Raw genomic sequence first — 16,285 nt, 5'->3', positions numbered from 1 at the left:
GCGAAGGTGGGTGGCGTGGCTCGATAGCGCCGCGCCCCATTACGCAGCACGCGGAAAACCGCTCGCGGGCCACGCCTGAAGGGCGGTTTTCCGCTTTATCCAGCCGGAACGGCCGTCGCCGGGTTCGGCAACTCGACCGCGAACAACGCATCCAGCAGATTCGACCCCGGCCGCTCGGCAAGCCGCGTGAGCGATTCGATCATCTGCACCTGACAGTCTTCCAGCGGAATCATTCTGATCCGTCGCGATTCATTGAATTCGGCGCGTGCAATCACGCCGACGCCCATGCCTTGCGCGACCGCTTCTTCCAACGCCTCGCGGCCATCCACGTACATGATCGGCTCCACTTGCAGCGATTCGCGCACCAGTTCGATCTCCAGCAACTGCTGCGTGACGGATTGCGCCTCGCGGAAAATCATTGGCTGCTGCACGAGTTCCGTGTAGCTCAGCTTGCGTTTCTTGGCCACCGGATAGCTCGCGGGCACCATCGCCACCAGGGGATCGCGCCGCAACACACGCGCTTCCAGCCGGCTGTGCACTTGCGGCGCGGCGGTAATGGCCGCGTCCACGGCGCTCGATAGCACGCGCTGCATGCAATCCGCGGCGTTGGCGATGGACAGCGTCACGACAATCCCCGGATGCAGCTTGCGAAATGCGCTAATCAGCGCGACCGCCAGATCGGGCGCGTCCGCCACCAGCGAGAGCGAGCCGGATTCGAGTCCGCCTGCCGATTCGAGCAGTTGCCGCGCGTCGCGCTCGCAACTGACCATCTGCCGCGTCACGCTGAAAAGGCGCAGACCGAATTCGGTCGTTTCCACGCCGCGCGGCCCGCGTTCGAAGAGTTTGACGCCGTAATCCTGTTCCAGCCGCCGCACGTGGTCCGATACAGCCGGCTGCGAGAGCGAGAGCGCCTGCGCTGCTTTGGAGAACCCGCCATGTTCCGCGACCGCATGAAACGCTCGCAATTGTGCGTATTGCACGTGTGCCTCGTCGCCATATAAGTTATTGCGATACCCGCATCGATTATATCGATTTTACCGATGGCGCGTGTTTCTGTACTGTGTGAGCCACCGCAACAGCGATATCGGAGATTCCGAACATGGACAGCGTGATCGACCGTTCCCCAGCCGCGAGCGCCACCGGGTCGTCCGCGCTCACGTGCGCGCAGCCGCCCAAGGGCGAGCCGTATCTGTTGACGCCCGGGCCGCTCACCACGGCGTTCTCGACCAAAGAGGCGATGCTGCGCGATTGGGGCTCGTGGGACGGCGATTTCCGCGCGATGACCGCGCTCCTGCGTAGCAGCCTGCTGGAAATCGCGGGCGATACGGCGGGCGAGTACGACTGCGTGCCGCTGCAAGGCAGCGGCAGCTATTGCGTCGAAGCCATGCTCGGCAGCCTGATGCCGCGCGACGCTCATGCGCTCGTGCTGGCCAACGGCGCGTACGGCAAGCGCATCGCGACCACGCTCGGCTATCTCGGCCGCGCCTGCACGGTGCTGGACAAGGGCGATTATCTGCCGCCGCGCGCCGCCGAAGTCGAACGCATGCTGGACGCCGATCCGCGCATTACCCATGTGGTCGCCGTGCATTGCGAGACCAGTTCGGGAATTCTCAATCCGATCGAGGAGATCGCCGCCGCCACAGCGAAGAAAGGCCGCAAGCTGCTGATCGATTCGATGAGCGCCTTTGGCGCGGTGCCGCTCGACGTGCGTGAGATTGCCTGCGAGGCTTTCGTGTCGTCGGCGAATAAATGCATAGAAGGTGTGCCCGGTTTCGGCTTCGTGATTGCGCGCAAGAGCGCGTTGCAGGAAGCGAAGGGCCGCAGTCACTCGCTCGCGCTCGACGTCTACGATCAATGGGACGTGATGAACCGCACGGGCCAGTGGCGTTTCACGCCGCCGACGCATACCGTGGCCGCGTTTATCGAGGCGTTGCGTCTGCATAAGCTCGAAGGCGGGCAGGCCGGCCGCCTCGCGCGTTACGCGAACAATCGCGACGTGCTGGTGGCCGGCATGCACGAACTCGGTTTCGAGCCGTTGCTGAACGCGCGCTGGCGCTCGCCGATCATCGTGACGTTTTTTGCGCCGGCGCATCCGTCTTTCATGTTCGAGACTTTCTATGAGTTGATGAAGCAGCAGGGCTTCATCATCTATCCGGGCAAATTGACGGTGGTGGACAGCTTCCGTATCGGCTGCATCGGCCAGGTGGACGAGCCTGTCATGCGCCGCGTCGTAGAGGCGTGCGCCGAGTCGCTCCGGACGATGGGTGTCGAGCATGCGGCGCCGCCGGCAGCGGCGCTCGAAGAACGCAAGAGATTGGCCGAAGCGGCCTGAAGAAGAAGGCCCGCACGCGTATCGCGTGGACGGCTGGATGGAGCGTGATGAAAAACGCGCGGCACATTGCGCGCGCGATGGAATCTCCCGAGGATCGAAGTAAATGAAGCACGTCAAAGCAGTGATTTTCGATTGGGCCGGCACGGTGGTCGATTACGGTTCGCTGGCGCCGATGGGCGCCTTCGTCGAGACGTTCGAGCAGTTCGGCGTGTCGATCACGATCGATGAAGCGCGGGGTCCGATGGGCATGGCCAAGCGCCCGCATATCGCGGCGCTGATGGCATTGCCGCGCGTCGCGCAAGCGTGGGCCGACAAATACGGTCACGTGCCGGGTGAAGCGGATATCGACGCCGTGTACGACGTGTTCGTGCCGAAGAACATCGCGGTGGCGGCAAGCTACAGCTCGGTGATTCCGGGCGTCGCCGACGTGGCGAGCGCGCTGCGCAGTGACGATATCCGGATCGGCACGACCACGGGCTATACGCGCGAGATCATGGCCGAGATCGTGCCGGGCGCGGCGGCGCAGGGATTCTCGCCGGACAGCATCGTGTGCACCGGCGATACGCCGGAAGGGCGGCCGTCGCCGTACATGATCTACAAGACGCTGCCGGAACTGGGCGTCTGGCGCGCGAAGAATGCGATCAAGGTCGACGACACCGAGGTCGGCATCGAAGAGGGGATCAATGGCGGCACGTGGGCGGTGGGTGTCGCGGTGAGCGGGAACGCGTTCGGCATGGCCGAAGACGACGTCAAGGCGCTCGCGCCGGATGAGTTCGCATGGCGCCGCCAGGCGGCGATCCAGAAGCTGCAGGCGGCCGGCGCGCACTATGTGATCGACAGCGTCGCGGATCTGATGCCAGTGGTGTACGACATCGAGGCGCGGTTGGCGCGGGGCGAGCGGCCGTGACGAGTAGCGTTGTGGCCGGTGGGACTTGACTCACGCCCGTCGCCGTATTGAGGAAGCGCCTGGCACCAGGCGCTTTTTTTATGCAGATGACTCAGGGAGTCGTATCCTGAGCATCTCGCCGCCGGACACATTGCAGTATGACGAGCAGCCGGAGTCGCCGCACTCATCTATACGGAGAGGCAATGCGGATCGCTGCGCCGCATGCACCCCATTGCAAATGCGGGCAGCGGCGCTGAGCGACTGTCAGTGGTTTGCGTGCGCACCGTTGCGAGCGACAACCCGGCCGTTCGATACCACCAGCTTCCTCGGCGGCCGTGCAACGACCGCATGCGCGAGCGTGTCCGCGTCCACCAGCACGAGGTCCGCGCGCGCGCCCACGTGCAGGCCATAGCCGGTGAATCCGCAGGCGCGTGCGGCGGTGGTGCTGATGCAGTCGAAGGCGATGGCGAGGTCGTCGTCGCGGCGCAGGCCGTAACGCATCGCGATCAGCATCGCGCGTTCGAGCATGTCCGGCGAACCATATGGCGTCCACGTGTCACGCACGCCGTCGTTGCCGCCGAACAAGGTCACACCTTTTTCAATGCACGTTTTGAGCGGTGGAACGGTGGTCGAAGGCGGGGCAGTGGTGAGCAGCGCCACGCGCAGGTCGGCGATTCGTTCGAGCAGGCTGTCACGTTCGCGCTCGGGCAGCGCGCCGAGACAGAATGCGTGGCTGACTACCACTTGCCCTTGCATACCGAGCGCGGCAACCCGGTCGAGCAGCAGGCCGAGCGTGAATGCGCCGATTTCGCCCGGCTCGTGCAGATGGATGTCGATGGGTTTGGCATGCCGTTGCGCGAGATCTAAGGTCAGATCGAGCGACGCCACCGGGTCGCCGTCGATCAGCGCGGGGTCGAGCGCGCCGAGCACGTCGGCGCCCGCGCTCAGGGCTTCACCGAGCAACGTATCGGTGCCGGGACGGCCAAGCACACCCGATTGCGGAAACGCGACGATCTGCATGTCGAGCACTTCACCAAGCGTTTCGCGCGTCGCAAGCACGCCCTCCAGATGGCGCAAACCCGCGTCGGTATCGATATCGACGTGCGTGCGTAGACGCGTCGTACCCGACTGCAGGAACGCGTGGGCCAGCGCGAGCGATTGCTGTCCCGCGTCATGTCCGCTCTGCGCACGCCAGCGCCGTTCGTTTTCAATGCGGTCGGTGAGCTTTGGACCGACCTCGTTGCGATACCACGGCAAGCCCCAGTTGGTCTTATCCAGGTGTGTATGTCCTTCGACGAAACCCGGCAGCAGCAGCGCGCCGCCGCCGTCCTCGACTGCGACGCCCGGCGCGCGCGCGAGGCCCGGACCGAGCGCGGCGATGCGCCCGGCGGCGATCGACACGTCGACGCGCGCGCCGTCCGACAGATGCACGTTGGTAATGAGCAGGTCGTTCGTCGGCAGATGAGGAGCGGTCGTGGTCATGAAGGTAGGGCAGGTGTCGTACGGGAGATCGGCGGCACGTTGCCGGCGGCGCGTCCAATTGTCTGCTGAATAGACGCGTTGCCGGCCTGGCAGGCCATGAAGACGGCGCGTGAATTGTACTTCGCGTGGCCGCGCGAACCCGCATGGGTTGATCTGGCTCATGCGCACTCAAGTTTGGTGAGTATCTGCCGTTGACACGAGCTAACCACATTCTGGAACCCTGCCGTGCAACTCGCCTTCAATAACGATCGTCTGTCCAGCCGGATGCAGTTCGATCCGTCCACCACCGGCGAACCCGAGGTGGAATCGTCGGTGATCGAATGGCTGCTGCATGATGATCAGGTGATGCGCGAGTGTTTCACCCACGCCGCGGAGATACTCAAGAGCGTGACGGGCGCGGCGATCACCGCGATCACGCTGCTCGACGAGGAGTACCAGCATTACCGCGCCGAGGTCGGCATGGCGATGCCGCTCGTCACGCGTGCGCGCTCGCTCGCCGACTATGCGGTGCGCGACGCCGAGCTGTTCGTGATCGAGGATGCGCACGACGATGCGCGTTTCGGCGAATGCATGCTGGTGCAGCGTCATCCGTTCGTGCGTTTCTATGCGGCGATCGCGCTGCGCGCGCCCAACGGCGAGATCGTCGGCGCATTGTGCGCGATGGATCCGTCGCCTGGCCGGCTCGATGCAGGACAACGGGCCGTGTTCTATCACCTGCGCGCAATGATCGAAAACGACCTGAAGATGCGCACGGCGACCGCGATCGATCCGCTGACCCAGTTGTACAACCGCCGTTTCCTGCTGGAAAGCATCACGCGCCGATGGAAGGAGGCGCGCGATGGCGACGTGATGGGTTCGGTCGTGGTCGACGTGGACTGGTTCAAGCAATACAACGACACCTATGGGCATCAGGCGGGCGATCACTGCCTGCGCAAAGTGGCTTCGGTGATGCAGGCGGCGGCCGATGGCGAACGCGTGATCGTCGGGCGCATGGGGGGCGAGGAATTCGGCCTGCTGATGCTGCGAGCCGAACCGGCAGCGCTCGAAAACACGCTCGAAACGCTGCGCCAGGGGGTGGAGGATCTGGCGATCGAGCATCGCGCGTCGCCGCTCGGCATGGTGACGGTGAGCGTGGGCGCGACGCTCACGCGTATCACCGAAACCTCACGGCCCGCGTATCGGGATGGTTTCGCGAGTGCTGACCGGGCGCTGTATCGGTCGAAGCATGGCGGTAGAAACCAGGTGACGATGGCGTAGTGAGGGGCGGGACGCACGCTGCTGAACACGCCGGCAGGCTTCAATGAAATCACGGCGCGTGAAAATCATCCTGTAGCGCCGCGATCAAGAACCGCAAGAACCCACTTGCGGCGAAAGCGCGCCCAAACGTCGAGCCGCGCCGGTCGCGCATGTTTCAGCTCGCGATCAGTTTCAGCCCTGCCGGTAGCGACTCGCCGAACACGCGCCCTTCGTCCGCGTCATCGAGCTCCACACTCTCGTTCACCATCGTGATCCACGCGCGCGGCGCGTTGGCCGCTTCGAGCCGGCGCACCACCGTGCGGCGCACGTCTTCGGGCAAATCACGCGAGCGGTCGCCGGTCATGCGAGCGATCTGCACGGCGGCAAACGCGGCGGGATCGACCTTCTTCCAGTCGAGCGCGAGTATCGCGTCGAGCCACGCCGAGGCGATCTCCGGTGGCACGACGCTGTGCGCGCTGCCGTAGAAAGGCCGACGCGCACCGATACGCCCGACCGCCCACCAGCTTTGATGATTTTCCGCGGGCTTCTTCAAGCGGGTCAGCACCGACTCGCCGAGTTCGATCTTGCGCTCCACAGGAATCCGTTCGAGCGATGCGCTCAGGCGAACCATATCGGTGAAGCCGGTTTTCGCCACGTCGAACGGCAGCTTGTGGCGCGACTGCGCGGCTTTTTGCAGATAGGCCATCGCGTCGAGTACGCGCAGTTGCGCGCTCTCGTCGAGGCCGCCCGCGGCGCGACGCCAGAGCGTCCACCATTCCGACCAGACCTGGCCTTCGTTGACGTACTGGATGCCGTCGTCGAAGAGCGACCAGAGTTGTTCGACACGCCATTCGTCGAGCGGATAACCGAAGCCCGGCCGCACGCAATAGCCGGCCAGATTCAGCCAGAGCCGTTCGTGATCCGCCGAGCGGCGCCGACGCCGCGCGCGTTCCCACAGCGCGCCGAACAGTTCACGCAGCAACGCGCTGTTCCAGCTCTCGCGCGGGCCCAGCAAGTGTTCGAGTTGTGAGCGCAGCCGTTTGACTTCTTTGGGATCGACCTTCTGCGCGCGCGAACCGAAGCTGCGGTCGATCTGTTCGATCGCCTCGTCGAGCGCGGGATGGCGGGCTTGCGCGGCATCGGCCGTCAAGTTCATCTGCGCGTCTTCGCGGCGCAACTGGAATTCGAGCAGCCAGCGCTGCGCGGGATTACCTAGTTCGATGCAGTGGACTTCGAGCGTGCCCACTTCGGTGAGCGATGTCGCGATCTGCACCGCGGTTTCGCGCGCGGTGCTCGCGCCACGCGGCTGCACGATGGTCGCGACCGGCGGCAGGCGAACGAAGTCGCCGCTTGCGAGATCGATCAGCTCGCCGGGCTGATACACCGTGTCCGCGCTCGACGAGACCAGGTGAAAACGCACCGGATGTCCGAGGCGCAACGCGAAGGTGCGATCCGCGATCAGGATCTCGTGGCCTTCTTCCGTGCCGCGCGGCAGCAGGCAGATGCCGCGTGGCACCGGTTCGGCTTCTTGCTTGCCGTCGCCGGCTTCGTCGAGTACGAGAAAGTAGCTGCGCGGCGAGCCGCCGCCGATTCTCGGCGCGTTGCCCGCGCGCGCGAGTGAATAGGCGACCGCTCCGCGTGCAACGGCCACGTCGGGATTGTCGTTATGCAGCACGTTGAGCGCTTCGCCGCGCCACGCGCCCAGCGTGCTCGCCAGACGCTGCGTGAGCGCGCCGGCGCGGAACACGCCGCCGTTCAGAAGCAGCGTGTCGGGCACCGGCAGCGTGTGTTCGTCGGCGAGTTGCGGCGAGGCGGACGACTCCGCGCCCAGCGCTTTACGCGACTGCGCCGCGAAGCGGTTCAGAAACGCCGCGATATGACGCGTGACCGCCGCATCGGTCGCATAGGGCAGGCCGAATTCGACGATCGCGCCGCGCGGCCTGCCGGGCCGTTCATGCGACGCCACCGCCGGAAAGAAGCCGTCGACGATGATCCGCTCGACCTCATCGCGCGTGACCTGCACCGTGCGTGCGCCGCCGATCAGCTTCGAGCCGGCGCCGAGCAGTGTGATCGACGTCGAGTCGGGCGCCTGCGGGCCGAGCAGCTGTTCCTTTGCGTTGCGGCAACGCTCGACCAGTTGCGACAGGCTCGCCGCCGACAAACGCGCGCGCCCGCTCGCCTGGTCCGCGCCCGGCAGCCGCGCTTCCACCAGATGCGCGAGCGCCAGATCCATATTGTCGCCGCCGAGCATCAGATGATTGCCCACGCCGATACGCGTAAGCTGCGGCTCGCCGTCTTTCAGGCCGACTTCGATCAGCGTGAGGTCGGTGGTGCCGCCGCCCACGTCGCAGATCAGGACGAGACGGGTGTCCGCGAGCTCGCTTGCAAGCCGCTCGCGATGATGAAACAGCCAGTCGTAGAACGCCGCTTGCGGCTCTTCCAGCAACTTCAGATTGTGCAGGCCGGCCATGCGCGCGGCTTGCACGGTCAGTGCGCGTGCGCCTTCGTCGAAAGAAGCCGGCACCGTCAGCACCACATCCTGAGTCTCGAGCGGCGCGTCCGGAAAACGGTGGTTCCAGGCCGCGCGCACGTGCGCCAGATAGCTCGCGCTGGCTTCGACCGGCGAGACTTTGAGGACATCGTCGGCGGCGCCCCACGGCAGGATCGGCGCGACGCGGTCGACCGATGCATGCGAGAGCCAGCTCTTCGCGCTCGTCACGAGCCGCCCCGGCACCTGAGCGCCTAGCAGGCGCGCGAGCCGGCCGATCACGACGGGCGGTGGTTCGGCTTGGGCGTTTGCTTGAGCTTCTGCGTGCGCTTTTGTCCGAGCGCCGGTTTGATCCGCACTGGACCACGGCAATTGCAGATCGCCGGGGTTCAGTTCGCCCTGCGCCGCGTGGTAGCGCACCGAGGGCAACAGAGGCCGCGCGGCCACTTCGCCGGGACTTACCAGTTGTTCGATCTCGAAGACGCGAATGAGCTGCGACCCCGCCTCCGCATAGGCGAGCACCGTGTTGCTGGTGCCGAGATCGATACCGACGCTGTACCGCTTCATCTCATTCATGCATTCGCGTTGCCGCGCACGTCGAACTCGACTTTCCAGCGCTCGTCAGTGCCGCGCGGCACGGCTTCGAGTTCGAGCGTGCCCGCTTCGGTGACGCGCGCATGCAGCTTCACCGGCACCACTTCGCCGGCGGTGCGGCCAGAGGCGGGCAGCGTTGCCTGAATCTCTTCGAGCTCCTGCAATTCCTCGGGTCCCCAGAAGTCGAGCAGCGTGCCGACCTGATCCTGACGTCGCACCGACGACCCGAAGAAGCGGAAATGCACCGGCTCGCCGACCACCAGGCCGAATTCCTGCGCGGGCAGCTCGGCCTCGGTGCCTTCTTCCATGCCGAACGGCGCGACGCACAGTGCCTGAATAGGCGGTTCGAGACCGGGCACCGCGGGCATCGCCGATTCGATCGCGATGTAGTACGCGCGCGCCGTGCCGCCGCGAATCCGCACGCCCTGGCCGCGTCGCACGTAACCGTAATAGGCCGCGCCGCGCGCAACGGCGAGGTCGAGATCGGCGCCTTCGAGCAGCCGCGCCGGCGCCGCGCCTTCCGCGCCGAGCCAGTTGTTGAGCGTGCCCATGATGCGTTCGACCAGCAGCGGCGACTTGAACACGCCACCGTTGAACAGCACCGCCGTGGGATGCAGGAAACTCGCGTTTTCCGCTGTGGCGATGTCGCGCAGTCCTTCCAGTTCGGCGAGCGCGCCCACCTGACGGCCGAGAAACGCCGCGAGGTGCCGCGTGATGCCAGCGTCCTGCGCATACGGCAGGCCGAGCTGCGTCAGACCGGCGCGCGCGCGGCTCACCGGACGCGCGGCGCTCTCCACTTGCGGGAAGAAGCCTTCGAGAATCGTCTGGGTCAATTCGGCGCGCGTGAGTTCGGTGCGGATCGAGCCGCCGATCAGCTTCGAGCCGCGGCTCGGCACGACGAGCGGCACGGTGTCGGTAGCCGGGTCGCTGAGCAGCGTTTCCTTGGCCGAGCGGCATGCATAGGTGAGGGCGCGCAGTTGCCACGCGTCGGCCTGGGTGCCGGCCGCCGCCAGCTTGCGCGCGACCACGTGCGCGAGCGCGAGGTCCATGTTGTCGCCGCCGAGCAGAATGTGTTCGCCCACCGCGACGCGATGCAGTTCGAGATTGCCTTCGCGCTCGATCACGGCGATCAGCGAGAGGTCGGTCGTGCCGCCGCCCACGTCCACCACGAGAATGATGTCGCCGACCTTGACCTGCTTGCGCCACTGACCGCCGCTCTTCTGGATCCAGCTATACAGCGCGGCTTGCGGTTCTTCCAGCAGCGTCATGCTGCCGTAGCCGGCGGCCTCGGCCGCTTCGGCGGTCAGTTCGCGTGCGGCCGGATCGAACGATGCCGGGATCGTCACCGTAATGTCCTGCTCGCTGAACGGCGCGTCGGGATGTGCGTGGTCCCACGCTTCGCGCAAGTGCGTCAGATAGCGCACCGAGCTTTCGAGCGGCGAGACGCGTGCGACTTCAGGTGGCGCGTCGTTGGGCAGGATAGCGGCGCGCCGGTCGACGCCCGGATGGCACAGCCAGCTTTTCGCGCTCGACACGAGCCGGATCGGCGTGGCCGCGCCGCGGCTGCGGGCGAACTCGCCGACCGCGTATTCGCGCTGGCCGGTCCACGGCAGATAGAGGTCGCCCGAGGCGAGTTCGTCCGGATGCGGCAGATAGAGAAACGAGGGCAGCAGATCGAGGTTGTCGATCGCGCCCGGACCCGTGAGCTGGGCGATCGGCAGCACGCCCTGGGTGGTTTTTTCGCCGTCGCTCGCGCTCGTGTCCACATAGGAGAGTGCGCAATGCGTGGTGCCGAGATCGATGCCGATGGCGTAACGTGACTGGCGTGCGTCGCTCATAGCTCCACCTCGGCCGGTGCGATCACCTTGGCGTTGTGACTGTCCGCGAGCTTCGGCAGACGCACTTCCTCGACCCGCCAACCGCGATGGCTGATGCTGCCGTTAAACGGCGCGCGGCCGACCACATTGCCGGTCAGGCGAATCGAGGCGGCGTCGAAACCTTCGGCCAGCGTGACGCGGCTGCCTTCGGCTTCGTCACGCACCGGGCGGATCGTGAAGTGCTCGCGCAGCGTCGCGCGGCAACCGTCGTGCACGAGGCGCGCGGCCGCGCCGATGTCGGCGTCGCTGTAGCTCTTGATGTCTTCCTCGACGAAATCGATGAAACGCGCGTCGCGTTGCAGCAGGCCGAGCAGTTGCAGGGCGGCGTCGGGGCTGGCTTCTTTCAGCACGGGCGCGGGCTTCGGCGTGGGGGCGGGCGCCGGCGCCGGTGCCGGTGCCGCTACGGGCGCGGCGCTGGCGGCAGCGTTGCCCTCGCGCAAACGCAAGACGCCGGCGGCGAATTCGCTATCGCCGAGAATGCGGAAGAACGTGCTCACGGCCAGGGAAATCCTGCCGAGGAAGGATGGGTTCGAATCGGTCATAAATGCTCCTGAGGTGCTCTGTTAAAGGACGAGCTGTCCTGGCTGCGCCGCACGCCACGGGCCGCGAAGCCGCGCCGGGCCTGCGTGGGCCGCCGTTGTGCGGGTTGGCAAAGGCCGGCGGCATGCCGGTCGCCGACGTCTGATTGATCGGGGAGCGCGGCGCGGTTGGCGCGCGCAAAACCCGTATTTTGCCTTGTGGCGCGGCTGAAGCGGGCAAAGCCGGTCATTCTAGCGGGCAATGCGGCGAGATTGGCGGGTTGTCACGGGCGGTTGTGGGTGGTTGCGGGCGGGCGATGAGCTTGCGGCTGTTCGTCAGTGTGAGGTGTTCGGCGAGGCGGAGTAGCCCTGGCTGGTTAGGTTGTGGGGCAGGGCAAACGGTCTCAGCAGCGCCGATGTCATGGCTTGTCTCCAGGTTTGCCGCGCACGAGCGATTCAGGATGACGCTCCAGATAATCCGCCAGCGCGTTCAGCGATTGCAGCGTGCGGGTCAATTCCTGCAGCGCCTGGTGCACATCCGACTGCAACGGCGAGTCGCGCTGCAAAGTCGCCTCCGCCGAGCCAAAGGTCTGCCTTGCGGCGGCGAGCGTGTCGCGCGCCTGCGGCACGACTTCGGTGTTCAGCCGATTGAACAGCGCGTCGGCGTTTTTCAGCGACGTGTTCAGGTTCGCGCCGATCTGATCGAACGGAACCCGGTCGAGTTTCTTCGCGATATCGGCCACCTGCACCTGTAGCGCGTCGAGCGTATTCGGAATGGTCGGCAGTTCGACCGGCTCGATGCTGCCATCGAACTTGACGGGCGCCGCCTTCGGGAAAATGTCGAGCGCGATATATAACTGGCCCGTCAGCAAGTTGCCGGTACGCAACTGGCCACGCAGGCCCCGCTCGACGAGACGGCGCAGCAGGTCGTGGCTGGCGGTCGAACGGGCCTGCGGCATCGTTTGGCTGCGGGCGCGCCGTCTGAGTCGGTCCGGATACAGGTCCAGCGTCACCGGCATCGTGAAGCTCTGCGTCTGCGGATCGTACTCGACACCAATGTCCGTCACCTGGCCCAGCACGATGCCGCGGAAGTCGACCACCGCGCCCACGGAAAGCCCTCGCAACGACTGGTTGAAATTCATCACGGCGCGCACCGGTACGCCGTCTGGCGCGCGCATGGCGTCCGTCTCGTCGGAGGCGAGGCGGAAGTCGCTCTTCTCCGGTGCTTGCACGCCCATCGGCTGCCCCGGCGGCGTCTGGAATGCGAGGCCGCCGACCAGAATGGCTGCGAGCGACTGCGTGTTGACGACGAAGCCGGACGAGTCGAGCCGGACATTGACGCCGCTTGCATGCCACCAGCGCGAATTGGTGCCGACGTACTGGTCGTACGGCGCGGCGACGAACACCTGCATGGTCACGCCCGTGCCGTCCTTGTCGAGCGCGATGCCGTAGACCTGCCCCACCTGCACGCGCCGGTAAAAGATCGGCGAGCCGATGTCGATCGAGCCGAGCGAATCGCCATGCAGGATGAAGCGGTGGCCTTTCTGGTCGGTGGTGATGGGGGGCGGCGTTTCGAGTCCGACGAAGTGGGTTTGCGTTTGTTTGGAGCGGCCAACGTCCACGCCGATATACGCGCCCGAGAGCAGCGTGCCGATGCCCGACACGCCCGTGGCGCCGACGCGTGGTCGAACGACCCAGAAGCGCGTGTCCTTGACCGCGAAGTTTTCCGCCTGCTTGGTGAGTTGCACGGCGATTTCCACGTGCGTTTGATCCTTCGACAGGGTGATCGCCTTGACCGAACCGATTTCCACGTCCTTATATTTGACCTGGGTTTTGCCGGGTTCGAGACCTTCGGCGTTCTCGAAGACGATCGTGATCGCCGGGCCGCGTTCGGTGACGGACTTGACGACAAGCGCGATACCGATCAACGCCGCGATCAATGGCACGACCCAGACGAGCGAGGGCAGCCAACTGCGCCGCGGCGCAATGTCAGGATCGGGCAAATCCGGGGGGAGGACGGGTTCTTGCGGGCTATTCATGACTGGGCTCCGAAGCGTGACTGGCCGCGTCCTGGCTCCCGCTCGCCACGCGCTCCTGAATGGGATGCGGGGCGAACTGCCGAGCCGCGTTCACCCCGTGTTCGCCGCGAGCTCATCTCGCGTTCACCCCGCGTTCATTCTTCGCCCCGGGCGCGGCGCGCGAGGCGCCACACGCTGGGTGGCGCCGGCGACGCGGATGCCCCGTTCAGGGCTGCACGGCCTCCCACGACGGGTCCGGATCGAACGATTTGAGCGCGGTCGCGGTACGTGCCGATTGAGGCCCGAGATTTTTCTGGTAAATCTGCCCGTCCTGATTGACGATAAAACTCATCACGCCCGTCTTGCCATACTCGGCGGGCCACGCAATAAGCCCATAGCCCTTCGTCATCGTGCCGTTCTCGATGTAGTTCTGGCTGCCGCCTTTCGCATGCGGCCCTTGCGCGCTCAGAATGCGGAAGTGATAACCGTGATAACCCTCCTTCGAAACGGAGCCGCCATGCGGCATTGCCGCGGCAAGCGGGCCAAGCGGGCTTGCCGGTTCACCCTCCGCAGTGGGCCAGTACAAGCCGTCGTGCTGACCCGGTGTGCTGAGAATGTGTTGCGCGTAGTGCTGGGTCAATGCCTGGTAATCGCGTTGCGCATCGAGGTAGGCAAGGGAGGTCAGCATTGCCGCGCGCTCATTGCGGCCAATGCGGCGCGTCATGATTTCGTCGCGGCCGGCAGCGGGATCGAAGCGCCAGCCATTGGCCGCCTGCACGAGCGGAATCGGCAGCGTCCAGCCACTGTTGCCGACCGAGAGATGCTTGCTCGCGCGACCGTTGAGCGGCGCCGGATCGTCGACGATCTGGTGTCCTGCTGCCCACGCGCCGAGAAACTCGTAGATATCGTCTTCGCCTACGTTTTTGGTGGGAATGAAGTGGGTGAAATCCTTGCCGAGCACATGCTGCATCGCGGTGTCGTCGTTGCTGGAAAGCGCGTTGACGAAAGCGCTGGCCGCGGCCTCCGCTGTCGGATACACGGCTTGCGCGTGCGCCGCCGACGCGCCGAGCATGAGCGCGGCAAGCCCGAGTGCGCTGCCCGCAAAGTGTGGCTTGAGAGCGCCGAAGGCGCGAGGAAGCGTGTCGGCAAGACGTGCGCCGACGGTCTGGAATGTATGGATACGGATCATGAGCGGCTCCTGTGAGATCGGTTCAACGTTGCCGGCCGAGGTGACGCTGGCCGCCGCCACCCGCACCCAACCCGCCGCCGCGCTGCTGTCCACCGCCGCCCGCACCGAAGCCGCCGCCGGCGCGCTCGCCACCGCCGCCCGCACCGAAGCCGCCGCCGGCACGCTCGCCACCGCCTCCCGCGCCCAGATTGCCGCCACGCTGCTGACCACCGCCATTCGCGCCGGGACTGCCGCCGCGGTTGTTCGCCAACTGTTGGCGGCTTGCTTGCCCGCGCTGCATGTCCTGCTTCGCGGCGCCGCCGTCGCCCGCGCCGCGCAGCGCGTTGTCGCGGTTCACGTTTTGCGCGTTGTTGCGAACGTTGGCGGCATTGTTGCCGCCATGCTGGATACCCTGCACGCGCTCACTTGCGGTTCCGCCCAGGTTCTGGCCGGTGCGGTTCTGCAGCGTTTGCTGCGCCTGTGCACGCGAGGCCGACGTATCGCGCCCGCGATACGCGTCGCGCTGCGCGCTGCCCACGTTGGCTGTGGTGTTGCGATTGACAGACGCATTACGGTTCCAGTTCGTCGTGCTGCTGTTCACGTCGAGCCGGCGATTCACATTGATGTTGTTGTACTGATTGACGTTGATATTGACGCTGTGATTGTTCCAGTTGACGTTGCTCCACAGCGAACTGGTGATCGCCACGCCGGCACCGAACGCGAGTCCTGCGGCGAGGCCGCTCGCCACCGCGTAGCCCGGCGGAGGCGGAACATACACAGGTGGATAGGCTGGATACGGCCACGCGCCGTAGACGACCGTGGGGTTGTAGGTCGGCACGTAGACGACCTGAGGGTTCACCGGCACGATCTGGATGGTGCTCTGCTCGACCACCACTTTCTGCTGCTGGTTGGTTTGCAGGTTGCCGGCCTGCTGCGCCTGCTTGCGCAAACGCTGCACCGAGTCCATCACGTCGTTCGGTTGAGCGAGGAAGGCATTGCCCAGTTGCGTGACCCAGTCGGGTTTCGACGCCATGGTGGCCAGCACTTGCGGAAACGCCACCAGCGATTGCACGCTCGGATCCCACGGCTCGGACCCCACTGCCTTCACGGCGTCGTCACCCTTGAGAATCGGATTGGCTTTCGCCCATGCCTCCGCCGCCGGCACGTCTTGCGGAAAGGTGGACGCCATCAGCACCTGGGCGAGCAGGGCGTCCGGATAGAGCGCGATTGGCGCCGTGAGCGAGTCCAGTTGCTGGTTCGAAATTTTTGCCGGCGCCTGTGCGTAGGCGGCAGGCACCGCGACCTCGAGGAACAACGGTGCGCCGGCCAATACGGTGAGTGTGGCTAGAAGAATCCGCGATCTTCTCTGGTATGCCCTGGAGCGATTCACGATCAAGTCTCCCCTGTTGGAAGTTGTATATGGCGCACGGGTGCGGTGCGTGAGACATCCACATCGGAAACCAGTGGGAAGCGATCGGCTATGTGTGGCGGTGCTAACCAGTGCAGCGGACTGCTGCTCGAGATCCGCGCAGGTTCCGCGACAATCGCGCTTCAAACGGACTCCGAATCGTGTTGCAGACAGCGCGTGCATGATGGCAAGATTAATAAACCTTTTCCCACGAATTGTGCAATCTTTTGTTCAAATAAATTCTTGTTGAATTTCTCTTGTTGTTGGATTAACGGCGC

Annotated in this window: 11 protein-coding genes; 3 read left to right on the top strand and 8 right to left on the bottom strand. The window is 65.5% G+C overall.

The window, feature by feature from the left end; all coding sequences use genetic code 11:
- Positions 1-95: 95 nt before the first annotated feature.
- Complete coding sequence (locus P0D71_RS18695) at positions 96-980, bottom strand: LysR substrate-binding domain-containing protein (RefSeq protein ID WP_408481504.1); 885 nt, start codon at positions 978-980, stop codon at positions 96-98.
- Positions 981-1,099: 119 nt separating this feature from the next.
- Between P0D71_RS18695 and P0D71_RS18690 the strand changes: the two genes are divergently transcribed.
- Positions 1,100-2,332: a 2-aminoethylphosphonate--pyruvate transaminase gene (locus tag P0D71_RS18690; RefSeq protein WP_408481502.1), complete on the top strand. Its 1,233-nt coding sequence runs from the start codon at positions 1,100-1,102 to the stop codon at positions 2,330-2,332.
- A 103-nt stretch (positions 2,333-2,435) separates the two neighbouring features.
- Positions 2,436-3,239: a phosphonoacetaldehyde hydrolase gene (phnX, locus tag P0D71_RS18685; RefSeq protein WP_091793957.1), complete on the top strand. Its 804-nt coding sequence runs from the start codon at positions 2,436-2,438 to the stop codon at positions 3,237-3,239.
- Positions 3,240-3,482: 243 nt separating this feature from the next.
- On the opposite strand, the gene P0D71_RS18680 is transcribed toward phnX, so the two are convergent.
- Positions 3,483-4,700 (bottom strand): amidohydrolase family protein, encoded by a 1,218-nt coding sequence (locus tag P0D71_RS18680; RefSeq protein ID WP_408481501.1) that lies wholly within the window; start codon positions 4,698-4,700, stop codon positions 3,483-3,485.
- Between the two features lie 225 nt (positions 4,701-4,925).
- On the opposite strand from P0D71_RS18680, the gene P0D71_RS18675 reads away from it, so the two are divergent.
- The gene (locus P0D71_RS18675) at positions 4,926-5,957 is read left to right on the top strand and encodes a sensor domain-containing diguanylate cyclase (RefSeq protein WP_177204977.1); all 1,032 of its coding nucleotides are present in this window, start codon (positions 4,926-4,928) and stop codon (positions 5,955-5,957) included.
- Positions 5,958-6,111: 154 nt separating this feature from the next.
- Here P0D71_RS18675 and P0D71_RS18670 read toward each other — a convergent pair whose 3' ends face one another.
- From P0D71_RS18670 to P0D71_RS18645, 6 genes are all read right to left on the bottom strand, one after another.
- Entirely contained in the window at positions 6,112-9,000 is a 2,889-nt protein-coding gene (locus tag P0D71_RS18670) for an Hsp70 family protein (protein WP_408481499.1), read from the bottom strand.
- Positions 8,997-10,856, bottom strand: a complete 1,860-nt coding sequence (locus P0D71_RS18665) for an Hsp70 family protein (protein ID WP_091793959.1) — start codon at positions 10,854-10,856, stop codon at positions 8,997-8,999. Before P0D71_RS18665 ends, P0D71_RS18670 begins: the two co-directional genes overlap by 4 nt.
- Positions 10,853-11,437 (bottom strand): DUF2760 domain-containing protein, encoded by a 585-nt coding sequence (locus P0D71_RS18660; RefSeq protein ID WP_408481498.1) that lies wholly within the window; start codon positions 11,435-11,437, stop codon positions 10,853-10,855. The genes P0D71_RS18665 and P0D71_RS18660 overlap by 4 nt, the downstream gene beginning before the upstream one ends.
- Before the next feature lie 395 nt (positions 11,438-11,832).
- Entirely contained in the window at positions 11,833-13,452 is a 1,620-nt protein-coding gene (locus P0D71_RS18655; RefSeq protein WP_408481497.1) for a PqiB family protein, read from the bottom strand.
- Between the two features lie 205 nt (positions 13,453-13,657).
- Positions 13,658-14,620, bottom strand: coding sequence for a DUF2950 domain-containing protein (locus P0D71_RS18650; protein WP_408481496.1), 963 nt, complete (start codon positions 14,618-14,620; stop codon positions 13,658-13,660).
- A gap of 22 nt (positions 14,621-14,642) precedes the next feature.
- On the bottom strand, positions 14,643-15,989 hold the full coding sequence (locus tag P0D71_RS18645; RefSeq protein WP_408481495.1) for a DUF3300 domain-containing protein: 1,347 nt from the start codon (positions 15,987-15,989) through the stop codon (positions 14,643-14,645).
- Between the last annotated feature and the right edge of the window lie 296 nt (positions 15,990-16,285).

The organism is Paraburkholderia sp. RL17-383-BIF-A, from assembly GCF_046028015.1.
GTDB lineage: Bacteria > Pseudomonadota > Gammaproteobacteria > Burkholderiales > Burkholderiaceae > Paraburkholderia.
The sequence above is the reverse complement of the archived record's forward strand: the minus strand, read 5'-3'. Positions and strand labels throughout refer to the sequence as shown.

Bases quoted from the DNA above. Each gene is read 5' to 3' on its own strand.
- P0D71_RS18665 (WP_091793959.1), bottom strand. From the start codon at position 10,856: ATGAGCGACGCACGCCAGTCACGTTACGCCATCGGCATCGATCTCGGC.
- P0D71_RS18670 (WP_408481499.1), bottom strand. From the start codon at position 9,000: ATGAATGAGATGAAGCGGTACAGCGTCGGTATCGATCTCGGCACCAGC.
- P0D71_RS18660 (WP_408481498.1), bottom strand. From the start codon at position 11,437: ATGACCGATTCGAACCCATCCTTCCTCGGCAGGATTTCCCTGGCCGTG.
- phnX (WP_091793957.1), top strand. From the start codon at position 2,436: ATGAAGCACGTCAAAGCAGTGATTTTCGATTGGGCCGGCACGGTGGTC.
- P0D71_RS18690 (WP_408481502.1), top strand. From the start codon at position 1,100: ATGGACAGCGTGATCGACCGTTCCCCAGCCGCGAGCGCCACCGGGTCG.
- P0D71_RS18655 (WP_408481497.1), bottom strand. From the start codon at position 13,452: ATGAATAGCCCGCAAGAACCCGTCCTCCCCCCGGATTTGCCCGATCCT.
- P0D71_RS18650 (WP_408481496.1), bottom strand. From the start codon at position 14,620: ATGATCCGTATCCATACATTCCAGACCGTCGGCGCACGTCTTGCCGAC.
- P0D71_RS18680 (WP_408481501.1), bottom strand. From the start codon at position 4,700: ATGACCACGACCGCTCCTCATCTGCCGACGAACGACCTGCTCATTACC.